7 protein-coding genes are annotated in these 15,588 nt (G+C 46.3%); all 7 read left to right on the forward strand.

The window, feature by feature from the left end; all coding sequences use genetic code 11:
- The first annotated feature begins 11 nt into the window (after positions 1–11).
- The 7 genes from CPIN_RS16860 to CPIN_RS16890 all read left to right on the forward strand — a co-directional run bounded on the left by CPIN_RS16860 (position 12) and on the right by CPIN_RS16890 (position 15,581).
- Positions 12–3,263, forward strand: a complete 3,252-nt coding sequence (locus tag CPIN_RS16860; RefSeq protein WP_012791043.1) for a non-ribosomal peptide synthetase — start codon at positions 12–14, stop codon at positions 3,261–3,263.
- Between the two features lie 29 nt (positions 3,264–3,292).
- Entirely contained in the window at positions 3,293–6,547 is a 3,255-nt protein-coding gene (locus CPIN_RS16865; protein ID WP_012791044.1) for a condensation domain-containing protein, read from the forward strand.
- Positions 6,548–6,581: 34 nt separating this feature from the next.
- Complete coding sequence (locus CPIN_RS16870; RefSeq protein ID WP_012791045.1) at positions 6,582–7,559, forward strand: TauD/TfdA family dioxygenase; 978 nt, start codon at positions 6,582–6,584, stop codon at positions 7,557–7,559.
- 28 nt (positions 7,560–7,587) lie between these two features.
- Entirely contained in the window at positions 7,588–9,462 is a 1,875-nt protein-coding gene (gene asnB / locus CPIN_RS16875) for an asparagine synthase (glutamine-hydrolyzing) (protein ID WP_012791046.1), read from the forward strand.
- 27 nt (positions 9,463–9,489) lie between these two features.
- Positions 9,490–10,206, forward strand: coding sequence for an aspartate/glutamate racemase family protein (locus CPIN_RS16880; RefSeq protein WP_012791047.1), 717 nt, complete (start codon positions 9,490–9,492; stop codon positions 10,204–10,206).
- 18 nt (positions 10,207–10,224) lie between these two features.
- A complete protein-coding gene (locus CPIN_RS16885; RefSeq protein WP_012791048.1) occupies positions 10,225–12,165 on the forward strand; it encodes a methylaspartate mutase subunit E in 1,941 nt (646 codons plus the stop codon).
- A gap of 101 nt (positions 12,166–12,266) precedes the next feature.
- Entirely contained in the window at positions 12,267–15,581 is a 3,315-nt protein-coding gene (locus CPIN_RS16890; protein ID WP_012791049.1) for a condensation domain-containing protein, read from the forward strand.
- Positions 15,582–15,588: the final 7 nt, after the last annotated feature.

Here is a 15,588-nt window from a genome sequence, read left to right on the forward strand (position 1 = left end):
TTATCATCCTCATGGATAAGAGAATCATTCACAGCGTTTTTGAAGCAAAAGCGCAGTTATTCCCTGAACGTATAGCCGTAGAAGACCAGGAAAAAAAGGTCTCCTACAGGGAATTAAACCAGCTGGCAAATGATCTGGCAACAACCCTGCGCCTGCAGGGTATTGGTCGCGACAGGATTGCCATGACCCTGATGGGTGCTGACGCCAGACTGATTGCTGCCGTACTGGCTATTTTTAAGGCCGGCGGTATCTATCTGCCTGCCGATTTTACCTTCCCCGCTAATCTAATGCAACAGGTGCTGGAAGAAGGTAATCCCGATATCGTGATCACTTCAGTTGAAATGCTGGAAGATGCTAAGGCACTGTTGTATATGAATTATGCAACATTGCCGGTAATGATCGTTATGGACAAGGAGGGTGCTTTTTCTGTAACAGGTCAGCGCGATACACTGCCTGTACCTGCGGATACGGAAATCCGCCCGGAAGATGGCTGTTATATCTTTTATACCTCCGGTTCAACCGGTAAAGCGAAAGCGATACTAGGTAACCACAAAGGTCTCAGCCACTTCATTCACTGGGAGATGAATGAGTTCGCCGTAAATGAAAACTACCGGGTAAGCCAGTTGAGCCAATTCACCTTTGATGCATCCCTGCGTGATATATTTCTGCCCCTGGCAACAGGCGCCTGTATCTGTATCCCGCCGGCTGGTATTAAATCAAATATCCCACTGCTGATAGAGTGGCTGGAAGAAAAGAAGATTAACCTGGTACACTGTGTACCATCCATCTTCAGATTGATCACCAGATGTCTGGATGATACCACCGGCAAACAGCTATTCCCTGATCTGAAACAGGTCTTAATGGCAGGTGAACGTTTGTACAGTAAGGATATCACCCAATGGAGGAATATCGTTGGAGAGCATGTGGAACTGGTGAACCTGTACGGTACTTCCGAAACAACAATGGCCAAAACGTTCCATCGAATCAAGGAAACACCGGAAGATCCTTCCGCTGTGATACATGTAGGCTGGCCAATGAACAATACTATGGTGGCTGTACTGAATGGCAACCGCCTCTGTTCGCCGGGTGAGATAGGAGAGATCTATATCAAAACGCCGTTTATGACAAACGGCTATTTTCGTAATGAAGCGTTGACGAAATCAGTATTTGTGCAGAACCCACTGGTAAAAGATCGCGTGGATATTATGCATAAAACAGGCGATATGGGCCGTTTCTTCGAAGATGGTCATATTGAAGTCCATGGTAGACTGGACGACCAGGTAAAGATCAATGGTATCCGCCTGGAACTTGGCGAAGTAAAGCAGGCCGTGTTATCCGCTCCGGGCGTTCAGGATGCAGAAGTGATCGTGATCCCTGATGCGTTTAATGAAAATCAGCTGGCCTGTTATTATGTGGGTGGCGAAGCGCAGAATGAAAACCTACGTACCTACTTGCAGGGACAGTTACAAGCCGCATTTGTACCGGCCTTTTTCATCTACATGAAAGAATTACCATTGACCATCAATGGCAAAGTAGATAAGAAAGCGTTACCGAGACCGGTTATTGTTCCCGCAGCTACAGGCGACGGGATTGAAGAAACTGATCCGGCGATATTGACAATCATGAGTATCTGGAGAGAAGTATTAGGGCTGCAGGAGATCAATAGAAATACGCATTTTTTCTATTCAGCAGGTACTTCGCTTAAAGCCATTATGATCATCTCAAAACTTTATCGTGCATTCAATGTCCGCCTGAAGATCAGAGATGTCTTTGACAATGCAACAGTGATCAGTCTGTATGAACATATTAAAAGCCTGCAGTGCAAAGCATTTGAATCACTGGAACTTGCGCCTGTAGCAGATAACTATGCAACCACTTATGCGCAGAAAGGCATCTGGCTGCATCTGCAATACGGCAGAGGGCTGGCGGCTTACAATATGACCGGCGCCTATCGTTTTGAAGGTGCTTTTAATCAGGATGCATTTATAAAATCATTGCACGTATTGGTACAACGGTATGAAATGCTACGTACCACATTTGTCGTTGACAAAGGGGAGCTGCGCCAGCAGATACATACATTTGATCCTGCCGCCATCAATATCTCCTTTGAAAAGTATGACAATACACTGGATCCGGAAGGAAAGGCAGTAGCAGAAGCGGATTCACTCAAAGTGTTTGATCCGCAGAAAGAACCGCTGATCCGTTTCAGGTTATTGCAGCTGAATGAACGTTCACACATATTGGTATTGACCCAGCATCACCTGGTGGCAGATGGCTGGTCGGTGAACCTCCTGCTTAAAGAGTTCCTGGAGCTATTCGCTGCTTTCAGCCGGAATGATGTACCGAAATTACCTTCCCTGAAACTACAATATAAAGACTATGCCGCCTGGCATAATGCATATATCAATAGTCTCGCCGCACAGCGTCACAAAGATTTCTGGAAGGCGCAGCTGGAAGGAGACTTACAGCCGCTTAAATTATCGGCTGCCGGTTTTAACTCCATCGGGAAAAGTTATGAAGGCCGGCTCTTTACATTCGATCTGCCGGCAACATTGAGTCGTACAGTTTTTGACTTGAGTAGTAGCAGAGGAAAGAGCAGCTTTGCTATTTTGTTGACACTCACCAACATTTTACTGTATAGCTATACCGGCAGAGAAGATATCCTGCTGGGCTCACCGTATGCAGGTCGTAGTCATCCGGACCTGGAAGACCAATTAGGTCTTTTTGTCAGCATTATTCTGTTAAGAAGCCAGCTGGAAGCCGGAGAGACTTTCTCTCAATTACTTGACGAAGTAGCTGCAAATGCAGCAGAAGCATATGAACATGGTATCTATCCGTTTGAAAAGATACTGGAGGAACTGGAGCTGACCAACAACGGAAGCGGAATGCAGTTCCTGAATGTATTTGTCCAAATGCAGGAGGCACATGAAGAAGCCCTGGAAACATACCAGGAAGGGTTACAGGATCTGCATGTCATTCCGGTTGATTTCAAACACCAGTCAGCCAAATTTGATCTCACGTTTAACTTCGCCGCAACACCTGCAAACGGCAGGATCAGCGTAGTAATAGAATACAATACCGCTTTATTTACAGAAGCGCGTATACGGCAGGTACAGGATGACTTTATCCGCTTGCTGGAACAGGTGGCTGCTAATCCGGAGACAACACTGGCTGCACTCAGCAACAGTGTACCGGTAGCTATTAACGAAGAGATCAGCAATATCAGTCTGCAGATCAGTAATGGTATCAGTCGCGATTATTAAACATTTCCACCGTTCAATATTTTGTACAAATGAATAAGAGAATCATTCATACCGTGTTTGATCAGCAGGCTGTTACAGCTCCGGAAAGGGTGGCTGTTGAAGAAGGCCGTCGATCATGGACCTATAAAGAGCTGAAAGAAAGCTCCGAAGCATTGACGCAGTACCTGCTGCATTATAATCCGGCAACAGGTACACCCGTCGCTGTGATGCTGCCTCCTGGTTTTTCCCTGGTAAGCGCACTGCTGGCAGTTTTTCGTTCCGGTAATATTTATATGCCCCTTGATGCATCATTGCCCGCAAAAAAACTACATACCATCTTTGAACAGACACGTCCTGCGGTATGTGTCACTACCCTTGCACTGGCATCAGTAGCGGAGAATATTATCCGTGAACAGTCTGCATTCAACTGCACAATGATCGTCCTGGACGAGGAGCTGCCGGTTACGGTAAAACATTTTGAAGACAGCACTTACGCCGGTGCAGAAACACCAGGCAGTATTGCCTTTCAGCCTTTCCCGGAGATCAGACCAGATGATGCCAATTATATTATTTATACCAGTGGATCGACCGGAGAAGCGAAAGCAATAGTAGGCTGCCATGACAGTCTGAGTCATTTTATTCATTGGGAAATGAATGAGTTTAAACTGGACAACGGCGTTCGCGTCAGCCAGTTGAGTCAGTTCACTTTTGACGCTTCCCTGCGTGATGTCTTCGTACCCCTGAGTATCGGAGGTACTTTATGTTTTCCGCCTGCCGGTAGCCGTACCAACATCCCCCTGCTGATAGAGTGGCTGGAAGAATCGCAGATCAACCTGGTGCATTGTGTGCCTTCTATCTTCAAACTGATTACCAGATCACTCAATACTAATACCGGCAAACAGTTATTACCTGCCCTGAAACATATCTTAATGGCGGGAGAACGCTTGTACAGCAAGGATGTCAGCCAATGGAGATGTATTGCAGGAGAACATGTGGAACTGGTGAACCTGTACGGTACTTCGGAAACAACGATGGCCAAAACCTTCCACCGTATTAAAGCCGTACCGGAAGATCCTTCTGCAGTGATACATGTAGGTCGGCCGCTGAATAATACAATGATCGCTGTCGTTAATGGCAGTCGCCTGTGCCGTGCAGGTGAGATCGGAGAGATCTACATTGTGACGCCTTTCATGACTAAAGGTTATTATAAAAACGAAGCACTGACCCGCACTGTCTTTGTACAGAACCCGCTTGTAACAGACCGCGAAGAGATTGTACATCGTACGGGAGACTATGGTGTATACCTGGAGGACGGATCCGTAGAGGTCATAGGCAGAAAGGATGAACAGGTAAAAGTCAATGGTGTCAGAGTAGAGCTGGGCGAAGTAAAACAGGCAGTATTACGTCTGGATGGAATCTCCGGAGCTGAGATCATTGCCCTGAAAAATACAGCAGATGAAAATGAGCTGATTTGCTATTATACTTCTACAGAAGTGAAAGAAGATGTCCTGAGAACACACCTGGAATCTGAACTGGCCCGCTACATGTTACCCGCTGCGTTGATCAGAATGGAAGAGTTCCCGTTGACCATCAATGGTAAGGTAGATAAGAATGCATTGCCTAAGCCGGAGAAAGTATTGATATCAGATGATGCGTATGTTGCCCCGCAAACGCCAACAGAGAACAAACTGGAAGCAATGTGGCAGGAGTTGCTGGGACTGACCCGCGTGGGTACGGCTATCAACTTTTTCAGAGTGGGTGGTGCTTCGCTGAAGGTGATTAAGATGGTATCGCAGATCTTTCACGTGTTTAATGTATCGCTGACGTTTGCAGACGTGTTTGTCAATAATACCATCAGGCAACTGGCCACACTTATCGATGAAACAGTAAAAACAGGCGGCGCCAACATTGTACCACTACCCGAGAAAGAGTACTATGATGTTACCTATGCACAGCGCAGGTTATGGATCTATGATAAGCTTGGCGGACAAAAGAACCTGTATAACATCGTACACGCAGTAGAGCTAAAAGGGAATATAAAACCGGCGCTTATCCGTGAAGCACTGGTAGCGTTGATTACCAGACATGAGATGTTACGGACTACTTTTATCGAAGTAGACGGCGAACCCAAACAACGTGTTCACCCCGTGAATAGTGAACTGATCCCCTTCGCTTATTTTGACAGACAGCAGCAACTGGAACTATATGGAGGTATACCATCCATCGTTTGGGCAGAACAGCAGCGGGAATTTAACCTCGAAACAGGTCCGCTCTTTTTCAACACATTATTGCAGCTGGACAACGACCATTACGCAATGGTTTTCAACTGGCACCACATTATCGGTGACGGATGGACACAAGACGTATTACTCAACGACCTCCTGGTGCTGTACAACACACTCGAAGGAAGAGGAGAGCAGACATTGAAACCACTACGCTTCCAGTACCGTGATTATGCAGATTGGATGAATCGTCAGCTCCAGGGTGAACGACTGAAAGAAATGGAGGAATACTGGGCCACCAGGTTTGCAGCTCCATTTACGCCAGCTACTTTTCCCGCACAAACAGACAGAAACAAGGCGCGTGCCGGCATCGGTCATAGCATAGATTTTTTGCTGGACCAGGAGACAACCCGCCAGCTCAGGGCTTTAACACAGGTTTCTGCCGTGACGGATTATATCAGCCTGCACGCGATTGTCAATATACTACTATATCATTATTCCGGTACTGCCGATATCGTAACCGGAGCGCCTTTTTCCGGCAGACCCAGACTGGAACTACAGGATCAGGCAGGGTTTTATGTTAATCTGATGCCCTTGCGTGTTACACTGGATCCCGAAGATAACTTCCTGACAGTACTCGATAAAACAAGGGAATGTATAACGGGCGCACATAAGTATCAGGAATACCCCATAGATATGCTGGTACAACGCCTGGGACTGGATGCCCGCTTCGGTCGTATGCCAATGTTTAACATACTCATACAGTCACAGAATAACCTCGAATACCCCATCAGTGATATAGAAGGAATGTCAGTTAAACAGATAGAGCTGACCGTCGCTACCAGTAAGGTAGATGTGACATTCAACTTCCAGGAGAACGGAGATGAAATACTGGCTTCTATCGAATATGATACAGAGCTCTATACAGAGAAAGGTATCCGCCTGGTCATAGAGAACTTCCTGACCGTCATTCGCACTTTAAGCAGACTCCCTGCGACAAAGATCAAAGACATCACAATCGAACGTGCCGTAGACGAGGAAGAAGAAGAACAATCTTTTATGAATGCGCTTTCACAACTATAAATAAATCAGTCATTCACGCTAAATACCTACCTATATGGAAATTTCATCAAGACATATCGGGCGGACGCCAACGATAGATGAAGGTACATTTCCGCTCACTATACGTTTTGACGGCGCTTCTGTCGAAGACTTCATCGCCTGGTATAAGTCTAACAGAGACTGGCTGGATAGTAACCTGCTGAAAAGCGGGGCTATCCTGGTACAGGGAATGGACATCGACAGCGTTGACAAGTTTGAGTACATTACCGGCTCCCTGGGGTCAAAATTCAGAGATTATCTTGATGGCAGTTACCCCCGCAGAAACCTCAAAGGACATGTCTACATCTCTACGGAATACGATTCCAGCTACAACATCACAATGCATAATGAGCTGTCTTATTCCGCTAAATGGCCAACACGCCTGATATTCGGTTGCGTCATTCCTCCGGGAACTGGCGGAGAAACACCCCTGGTAGACAGCCGTACTATCATTGATGTAATGCCAGCCGAAATCCTCGAAGAGTTTGAAAGAAAACAACTGCGCTACATCAGAAACCTCCACGCAGGACAGGGAATGGGACCATCCTGGAAAGATACTTTCGGCACGGACGACAAAGCTGTTGTTGAGCAGCACTGCCGCAGCATCGATATCCAGTATGAATGGAAAAAGAATGACGGTCTCCGGTTGATAAATCTTCGTCCTGCCACAAGGATACATCCGGTGACAGGAGAGAAGGTCTGGTTTAACCAGGCCGACCAGTATCACCCAACACACTTCCCGGAAGAAGTATACAAAACATTAATGCGGATGTCAGCGGGTGTGGAAGAAGATCTTCCATTGTTCGTTTCCTTCGGCGATGGTAGTAAAATACCGGAATCGACGATTCATGAAATTATCCGCGTAATTGATACCGTAACAGTGGTAAGGCCCTGGGAAAAAGGGGATTTCGTAATAGTGGAAAATATGCTGGTGGCGCATGGCCGTAAGGCCTACACCGGCGACAGAAAGATCGTAGTATCTATGGTAGAATAATTTTTCTTAACAACTGAATAATAAATTTATGTGTGGAATAACAGGAATTTTAGATTTCGGAAAACGTAAGAGAGTTGAAAGAGAAGAGGTAAAGAAAATGGCAGATGCGATCCAGCACCGTGGTCCGGACGATTTTGCTTATTTGATTGAAGATAATATCGGTCTGGGCTTCAGACGCCTGAGCATCATTGACCTCGCGCATGGACAACAGCCTTTCTACAGCGAAGACGGCAGCGTAGTGCTGATCTGTAACGGAGAAATTTATAACTACAAGGAACTGCGTCAGGAACTGATCGCAAAAGGATATCGCTTCAAAACAGAATGTGATGTCGAAGTGATCGTACACCTCTACGTAGCCTATGGTATTGATTTCATCAACAGATTGAACGGACAGTTCGCCTTCTGTATCTATGACAAAAAACAGGATACCATGTACCTGGCCAGAGACCAGTTTGGTATTTGTCCGCTGTTCTACAAGGTTGTAGATCAGATGCTGATATTCGGTTCTGAGATCAAGGCCCTGCTGAGAAACAGGCACGTAAGAAAAGAAGTAAATCCGACGGCACTCGACCAGCTGTTTTCTTTCCCTGGTATAGTAAGTCCGGTTACGTTCTTTAAAGACATTAACAGCCTGAAAGCAGGACACTATCTCAAGGTAAAAGGCACAGATATACAGGTAAAAGAATACTGGGACCTGGATTATCCCCTTGAGTCGATCCATCAGGAAGAAAAAGATGAAGACTATTACGTAGACCGTCTGGAAGAGTTGCTCCTGAAATCAGTGAAATATCGCCTGAATGCGGATGTGCCGGTGGGTTTCTATCTTAGCGGCGGACTGGATTCCAGTCTGATCGCTTCTATGATGAAGCGCCTGAATCCGGATGCATCTTACAAATCCTTTTCAATTGGTTATCCCCGTGCAGAAGATAGCGAGCACGATGAAAGAATATACCAGCGCTTAGTAGCAAATAAAGTAAATTCTATTCACAAAGAGATAGAATTTGACTGGTCACAGGTGGCTGCAAAACTGAAAGACGCTGTTTACTTTTCAGAAGGTGCCTTAAAAGAATCTTACAACACCTGCTCCCTTGCTTTGTCTGAAAACGTACGTAATAGCGATATCAAAGTAGTGCTCTCCGGCGAAGGTTCTGATGAATTGTTCGGTGGATATGTTGGTTACCGTTTTGATGTACAGCGCAGAGGTTTTGAAAGGCCGGCAGGACTGGAAGAAATGTTGGAAGCCCAATTAAGAGAGAAGCTCTGGGGAGATCCTGATTTCTTCTATGAAACAAATCACTACGATTTCAGGAATACGACCAAAGCAGTATATTCCAATAAGATCAATGACAACTTCGATACGATCGACTGTCTGGAAACATTACCTATTAACAAGAGCAGACTGGAAGGTCGTCATCCGTTCCATAAACGTTCTTACCTGGATCTGAAATTACGCTTGTCAGATCACCTGATCTCCGATCATGCCGACAGAGTGAATTATGCCAATTCTGTAGAGGGTCGTTATCCTTTCCTGGACATCGAATTGGTAGATTTTATCAAGACGATCCCGCCTGCGGTGAAGCTGAAGCACATGACGGAGAAATACATCCTGAAACAGGTGGCGAGACGTTATCTGCCGGAAAGTATCAGCACTCGTCAGAAATTTAGCTGGGTAGCACCGGGCAGTTCACAGCTGCTGCAGAATAACGTGGAATGGATTAATGATATGTTGTCTTACAGCCAGATCAAACGTCAGGGTTATTTCAACCCGGACACAATAGAAAGGATCAAACGTATTTATTCAGCACCTGATTTCAGACTGAATCTGCCATACGATACCGATCTGCTGATCATTGTACTCACATTCAACACCTTCCTCGAAGTATTCGATATGCCCTCCCTCTAGCCTTCATACTTAAACTGAACATCATTTATGACAAAGAAACTTGGTATCATCGGAGGCATGGGATCCCATGCAGCTTCGTGGTTATTTAAGCGGATCACCGATCTGTCTTATGGCGAGAAGGACCAGGAGTATATCGATGTGTTGTTACATAATAATACGGCGATACCTGACAGAACGCGGGCTATCGTATACAATGAGACTTCTCCTTTACCGGAGCTACTGCGTTCAGTAAAAATACTAAACAATAATGACGTCGATGTGGCTGTAATGGCCTGCCTGACGGCATACCACTTTAAGTCCTCGCTGGCGCCTGTTTTCAATGGCTACTTTGCCGACCCGATCGAATTTACTGTTGAACGTTTACAGGAAATGTTCGGTGACCTGGATGGCTTGAAGGTGGGTGTTATTGCATCTACCGGCACATTACGGTCACGCATTTTTCAAAAGGCGCTTGAACCACTGGGAGCAACAGTGATCTGCCTGGAGGGAGACGAACAGGAAAGATATTTCATGGGGCCGATTTATAAACCTGATGGACTGAAATCAGGTCACGCGTCAGCGGAAGCTATCCGTCTCTTTGCACACCAGGTGCCTTTGCTGCAGGATAAAGGAGCCGATGTGGTTATCGGCGCCTGCTCGGAAGTACCACTTGTGCTGAATGAAGAGAATGTGAAAATGCCTTATGTAGACGTGTTTGAATTACTGGCCCAGAAAGTAGTTGATACCTGTTATCAATATATCTAACACTTCCATTTTACCGCTATGACAGAAAAACATGCCATCCTGATAGGAGGTATAGGGGACGATGCGCATTCCGTAGGTATCGGCTTGCTGGAACTGGGCTTCAGGGAAGCTGGTTTCCATGTGAAGTCGATCGGCATACGCAATAGTCTGACAGAGTTTTTTAAGTTGGCGCCATTCTTTGATGCGATCCTTATCTCTAATAAAAATGGCCACGCAGAACTCTATCTACAGGACTTTAATCGCCTTCTTTCTGAATATCAGTTGAAAGAAAAAAACACCAAACTCTGGTATCTCGGAGGAAGCCTTTCCGTGAGTGAGTCAGACTTTGCCATTAAAAAGCGTTTTCTGAACATGGGATTCAGTAATGTGTATCCCAAGCCAGTTCCCTTCAGCGAAGTATTGAACAATATCCAGCGCGATCTGCAATACCATAATATTCCCAAAAAGAACAACCGCCAGCGCTTTGCCAACATGGCAAAGCAAAAGCCTGTAAACTGGTCGGAAGTACATACCGGCCGGCTGACAGACGAACAGCTGGAAAAGGAAAGACGGGAAGTATTGCAGGAATGGCCAACAGGTACAGATGTATTGCATTCGGAGTACCAGAAAGTCGCCGCAGTGACGGGTACGCTCGACGATTTGTTATGGAACAATAAGGTCAGCAATAAATCGCCGCTTTTTCAACCCAGAACAGGCGTCGCCAATATTGAAGATCAGATAGAACTGCTGCAGTACCTGGAATCGGAAGGCAGCGATGTCAGTTCCGTACAGCTGGATGCTGCCTCCCGTTCAAAACTGTATCACCGTGCCGAAGAAGGGCGCCTGCTCAGTATTGAACGAAAGTCTTCCCAGTTGAATGGTTTTCCTATTCCGATTTATGGTGTAAGCGAAGTAAGACGTTTGCTCTTATCACTAAAAAGACCTTTTCAGCTAAGAGGTGGTGGCCCGGACCATCGCTTCACTTACGAGATCGCCCTCAAGGCGGGAGTAAGTGCGCTGGAAGGTGGTTTTATCTGTTATTGCCTGCCTTACGATAAACTGACCTCTCCGACAGAATCTTTAAAGAGATGGCAGTTTGTAGACCGCCTGGCAGCACGCTACTATGAAATGTTCGGGGTTGCGATCAACCGCGAATATTTTGGGGTACTGACAGCTACACTGATTGAACCGTCCCTGGCGATTGTGGTCAATGTCATACAGGCAGTAGCCAGCGCCCGGCAGGGAATCGTAAGTATTTCTGCCGGATACGCAGAACAGGGCAACCGCTCGCAGGATATCGCCGCGGTAACTGTACTGGATGAGCAGGTCAATTACTACCTGCGTAAATACGGTTTCACCAATTGCAGGGTAACTACTGTATACCATCAGTTCATGGCTGCTTTCCCTGCAGATTATGCTAAAGCAGAAGAGCTGATCTTTAATTCTTCCATTACGGCTACGCTCGCCGGCGCAACCAAAGTAATGGTAAAGACCGCCGTAGAAGCCATCCGTATACCGGATCGATATGATAACTCCAAAGCAGTGGCTTTATCAAAACGTGGTGCGCTCTGCGCAGAGAAATCGTTGCTGAACCACGTGAAAATAAAAGAAGAAAAACAGCTCATACGGAAAGAAGTAAAACAGATCATCGACGTGATCCTCGAATTGGGTAACGGCGACATTATCAAAGGTGCGCTGATGGCAATAGAACAGGGCGTCATCGATATCCCATGGTCTCCGAATATCTACAACCAGAACAAGGTTGTATGTGTACGCGATGTAGAAGGAGCAGTACGTTTTCATGACTTTGGCAATCTGCCTTTTAGTGAAAGTGTAAAAGACTTCCATCACCAGAAAGTCCACAAAAGGAAAACCATGGAAAGAGACCCCAGTATTTTCTCGCTGTTGGAAAAAGACCTGAGCCGGATCTGGAAAAATGAATACCAACGTTGGCCGCTGGACGGTCATTATGTAACCTGATCTATCACATAAACGTACATCGATATCTGTCAGCCGGCGACCGTGCAGGATAAACGCGAGGGGACCGGCAGATTTTATAGCAACAAAAAATAATCTAAAAGATGAAATATCCTTTATTACATGAGCTGTTTGATAATATCAGCAGCAAATATCCATCCAGGACTGCTGTTGCAAACGGACAGCAGGAAGTGTCCTACGAAGCGCTACAGCAGCGTAGCCTGCAGCTGGCAGCCTCTTTACAGGACGCCGGGCTGGAAAAGGAAACAGTAGTAGCTACCTTGTTGCCCGCCGGGGCTGACCTGGCAGCAACCACCATCGCACTGTTCAGAACAGGACTTATTTATATGCCGCTGGACCCACGTATTCCTATAATACGTGTACAGAATATGCTCTCCATCACCGGAAGCAAAGTCATTGTTACCAATAAAGAATTACTGGATACCGCCAGGAATATTGTCAAAGGTGGGCCTGACAGTCTTCAGTATGTATTGGTGCTGGACGATGTGGCGACACAGCTCTTTTCAGTTGATAAAGCGGGTACGCTTGCTCCCGCTGCATTTCCTGGCAATGTCGCTCAGAATGATACCGAAACAGATAGCTGTTACATCTTTTTCACTTCCGGTACCACCGGCAGCGGAAAGCCTATTCTTGGCAGTCACCAGGGATTGAGCCAGTACATACATTGGGAGATAAAAGAATTCGGCCTGAATGAGAACTGCCGCGTTAGCCAGCTTGCACAGGTGACCTTTGATGCTTCCCTGCGCGATCTGTTCGTACCGCTTTGTACCGGAGGTACCTTGTGTGTGCTCCCTGCAGATGCAAAATTTCAGATGCCTGTATTGATTGAATGGCTGAAGGCACAGAAAGTGTCATTGATCCACTGTGTGCCTTCTATATTCCGTCTGCTCACCAGGGAATTGGAACAGCAGCCGGTAGGAAGCGTCGCTTTCCCCGATCTGAAATTTATTCTCATGGCGGGAGAAATGTTATATGCAAAAGATATAGCCGCCTGGAGACGTGTTGCAGGTACCACGACAGAACTTGTTAATCTCTACGGCGCTTCTGAAACAACCCTGGTAAAAACCTTTCACCGTATATCAGAGATACCTGAAGATGGTGGAGAGGCGCTGCATGTCGGACAACCAATCGACCAGGCATTTATTGCTGTCATGAATGGTAACCGCCTGGCCAGAATCGGCGAAATCGGAGAAATATATATCATCACTCATTATACCTCAAAAGGTTATTTCGCCGATCCTGTAAAGACCGCTGAACGTTTCGTAAAGAATCCACTGGAAGGCAGCTCCGTACCACTGGCATATCGTACTGGTGACATGGGCCGCTATCGTAAGGACCGTAGTATTGAAGTACTGGGCCGTCAGGATGACCAGTTGAAGATCAACGGCATCAGGGTGGAACTGCAGGAACTGGAGCAGATTATCCTGGAAACTGCGGGTATCGCACAGGTAGTGATTAAAGCAATCGAAAGTCCGACAGGCGCTATGGAACTCGCTTGTTATTATACAGGTGTTGCGCAGGATGCAACGAAGCTGCGTAGCGTATTAAAAGAAAAACTGTCCGACAGTGTATTGCCCGCTTATTTCATACACCTGAAGGAATTCCCGCTTACACTGAACGGTAAAGTAGACAAAGCGGCACTGATTAAGCCGGAGTATAAAGACAACACAGATGCCGCAGGTGGATCTGCAGTAGTTGCCAGCGCCAGTGAGACGATTATGGAGGATATATGGCGTGACGTGTTCAAAATGAAACAGATCGGACGTAATGCGTCTTTCTTTTCTATCGGTGGCACTTCATTGAAAGCGATCAGGGTCATTTCACAGGTTTACAAACGTTTTGAAGTGATGATCACGATCAATGACCTGTTTGCAAATCCAACCATCGCAACGCTGACAGGTTTTGTAGAAAAAGGCAGTAAGAAAGCATTCACTGCTATCAGACCGGTTGCTAAACAGGATACATATGAAGTATCTGCTGTACAGAAAAGAATATGGGCCATTGACCAGTTTTCGGATAATGGTGCGCTCTACAACGTACCGGAATTTTACCTTTTCGAAGGCCCGTTGGATACAGCGGCATTCGAAAAAGCACTGGCAGCACTGGTAGGACGTCATGAGATACTGCGTACCACTTTTGAGCTTATAAATGGAGAACCAAGACAACGTATTCATGACGCCGCCTCCTGGAACGTTTCCTTGAAGTTGTATGACTATAGCAATGAAGCGTCTCCACTTGACAAAGCAATCGCTTTTTCAACGGAAGCAGCGCTTGAACCATTTGATCTGCAGAATGGCCCCCTGCTTAGAACAACATTGCTGAAAACAGGTAAGGATGAACACCTGTTCGTCTTTGTTACCCATCATATTGTTTCCGATGCATGGTCACAGGAAATCATTGCACGTGACGTGCTGGCTTTCTATGATGCCTTCAATGAAGGAAAACAAACGGCACTTGAACCGCTGAAGATCCAGTATAAAGACTTTGCCGCCTGGCATAACGAAAGACTGACTTCCCGTTCGGCAGATCATCGCGCTTTCTGGAAAGCACAGTTTGCAGAGGCGGCCCCTAAACTCAAACTGCCACTGGACTATCCACGCCCTGCACAGCAGACGTTTAATGCAGAAGAAGTGTCTTTCAGACTGAACGAAAAAGTGAGCACCGCGCTCCGTAGTCTCGCTGTTCAGCATAAAGTAAGTGGCTTCAATGCGGTGATGGCACTTGTAAAACTCTTATTGTATAAGCATACAGCACAGCAGGATATTGTGATTGGTTCACCGGTAGCCGACCGCGCACACGCTGACACAGACAATCAGATCGGTGTCTATTTCAATACGCTTCCATTACGTACCCGTTTCAGTGGAACCGACAATTTTACACAGCTGTTGGGTAAAGTAGCAGAAGTGACCCTCAGGGCATTTGACCATGTTGATTATCCATTCGAAAATGTACTGGAAGATATAGATGCGGAGTTTGATAAACAGCGTAATTCCCTGTTTGATGTCGGCCTGACCTACATTTCTTTCATGAATGCCGCATCGGATGCCGGAACGGCTGATCAGCAGGCGGAAGACGCTACAATAACCGTAAAAGGAATCTATCCGGGATTTAAATACATCAAATCGGATCTATGGATCAAAGCGGTGGAAAATGGGAATGAGCCCTTCGTATTCGTATTAGCATACAATACCGACCTGTTCAAAGCTTCCTTTGCAACAAAACTAATGGACGACTTAAATGGTCTGGCCGCATTGGTTGTTGAGCAGCCATCGGCTTCCCTCGACACGCTGATCGCAAATGTAAAAACACAATCGGCCGAGGCTGATGAACAAAAACAACAGCATGTAAGGCATCGCAACCTGGAAGTATTGAAGAATTTCCGTGTAGGCGCAAGATGAGCTGACA

The organism is Chitinophaga pinensis DSM 2588, assembly GCF_000024005.1.
GTDB classification, from domain to species: Bacteria; Bacteroidota; Bacteroidia; order Chitinophagales; family Chitinophagaceae; genus Chitinophaga; species Chitinophaga pinensis.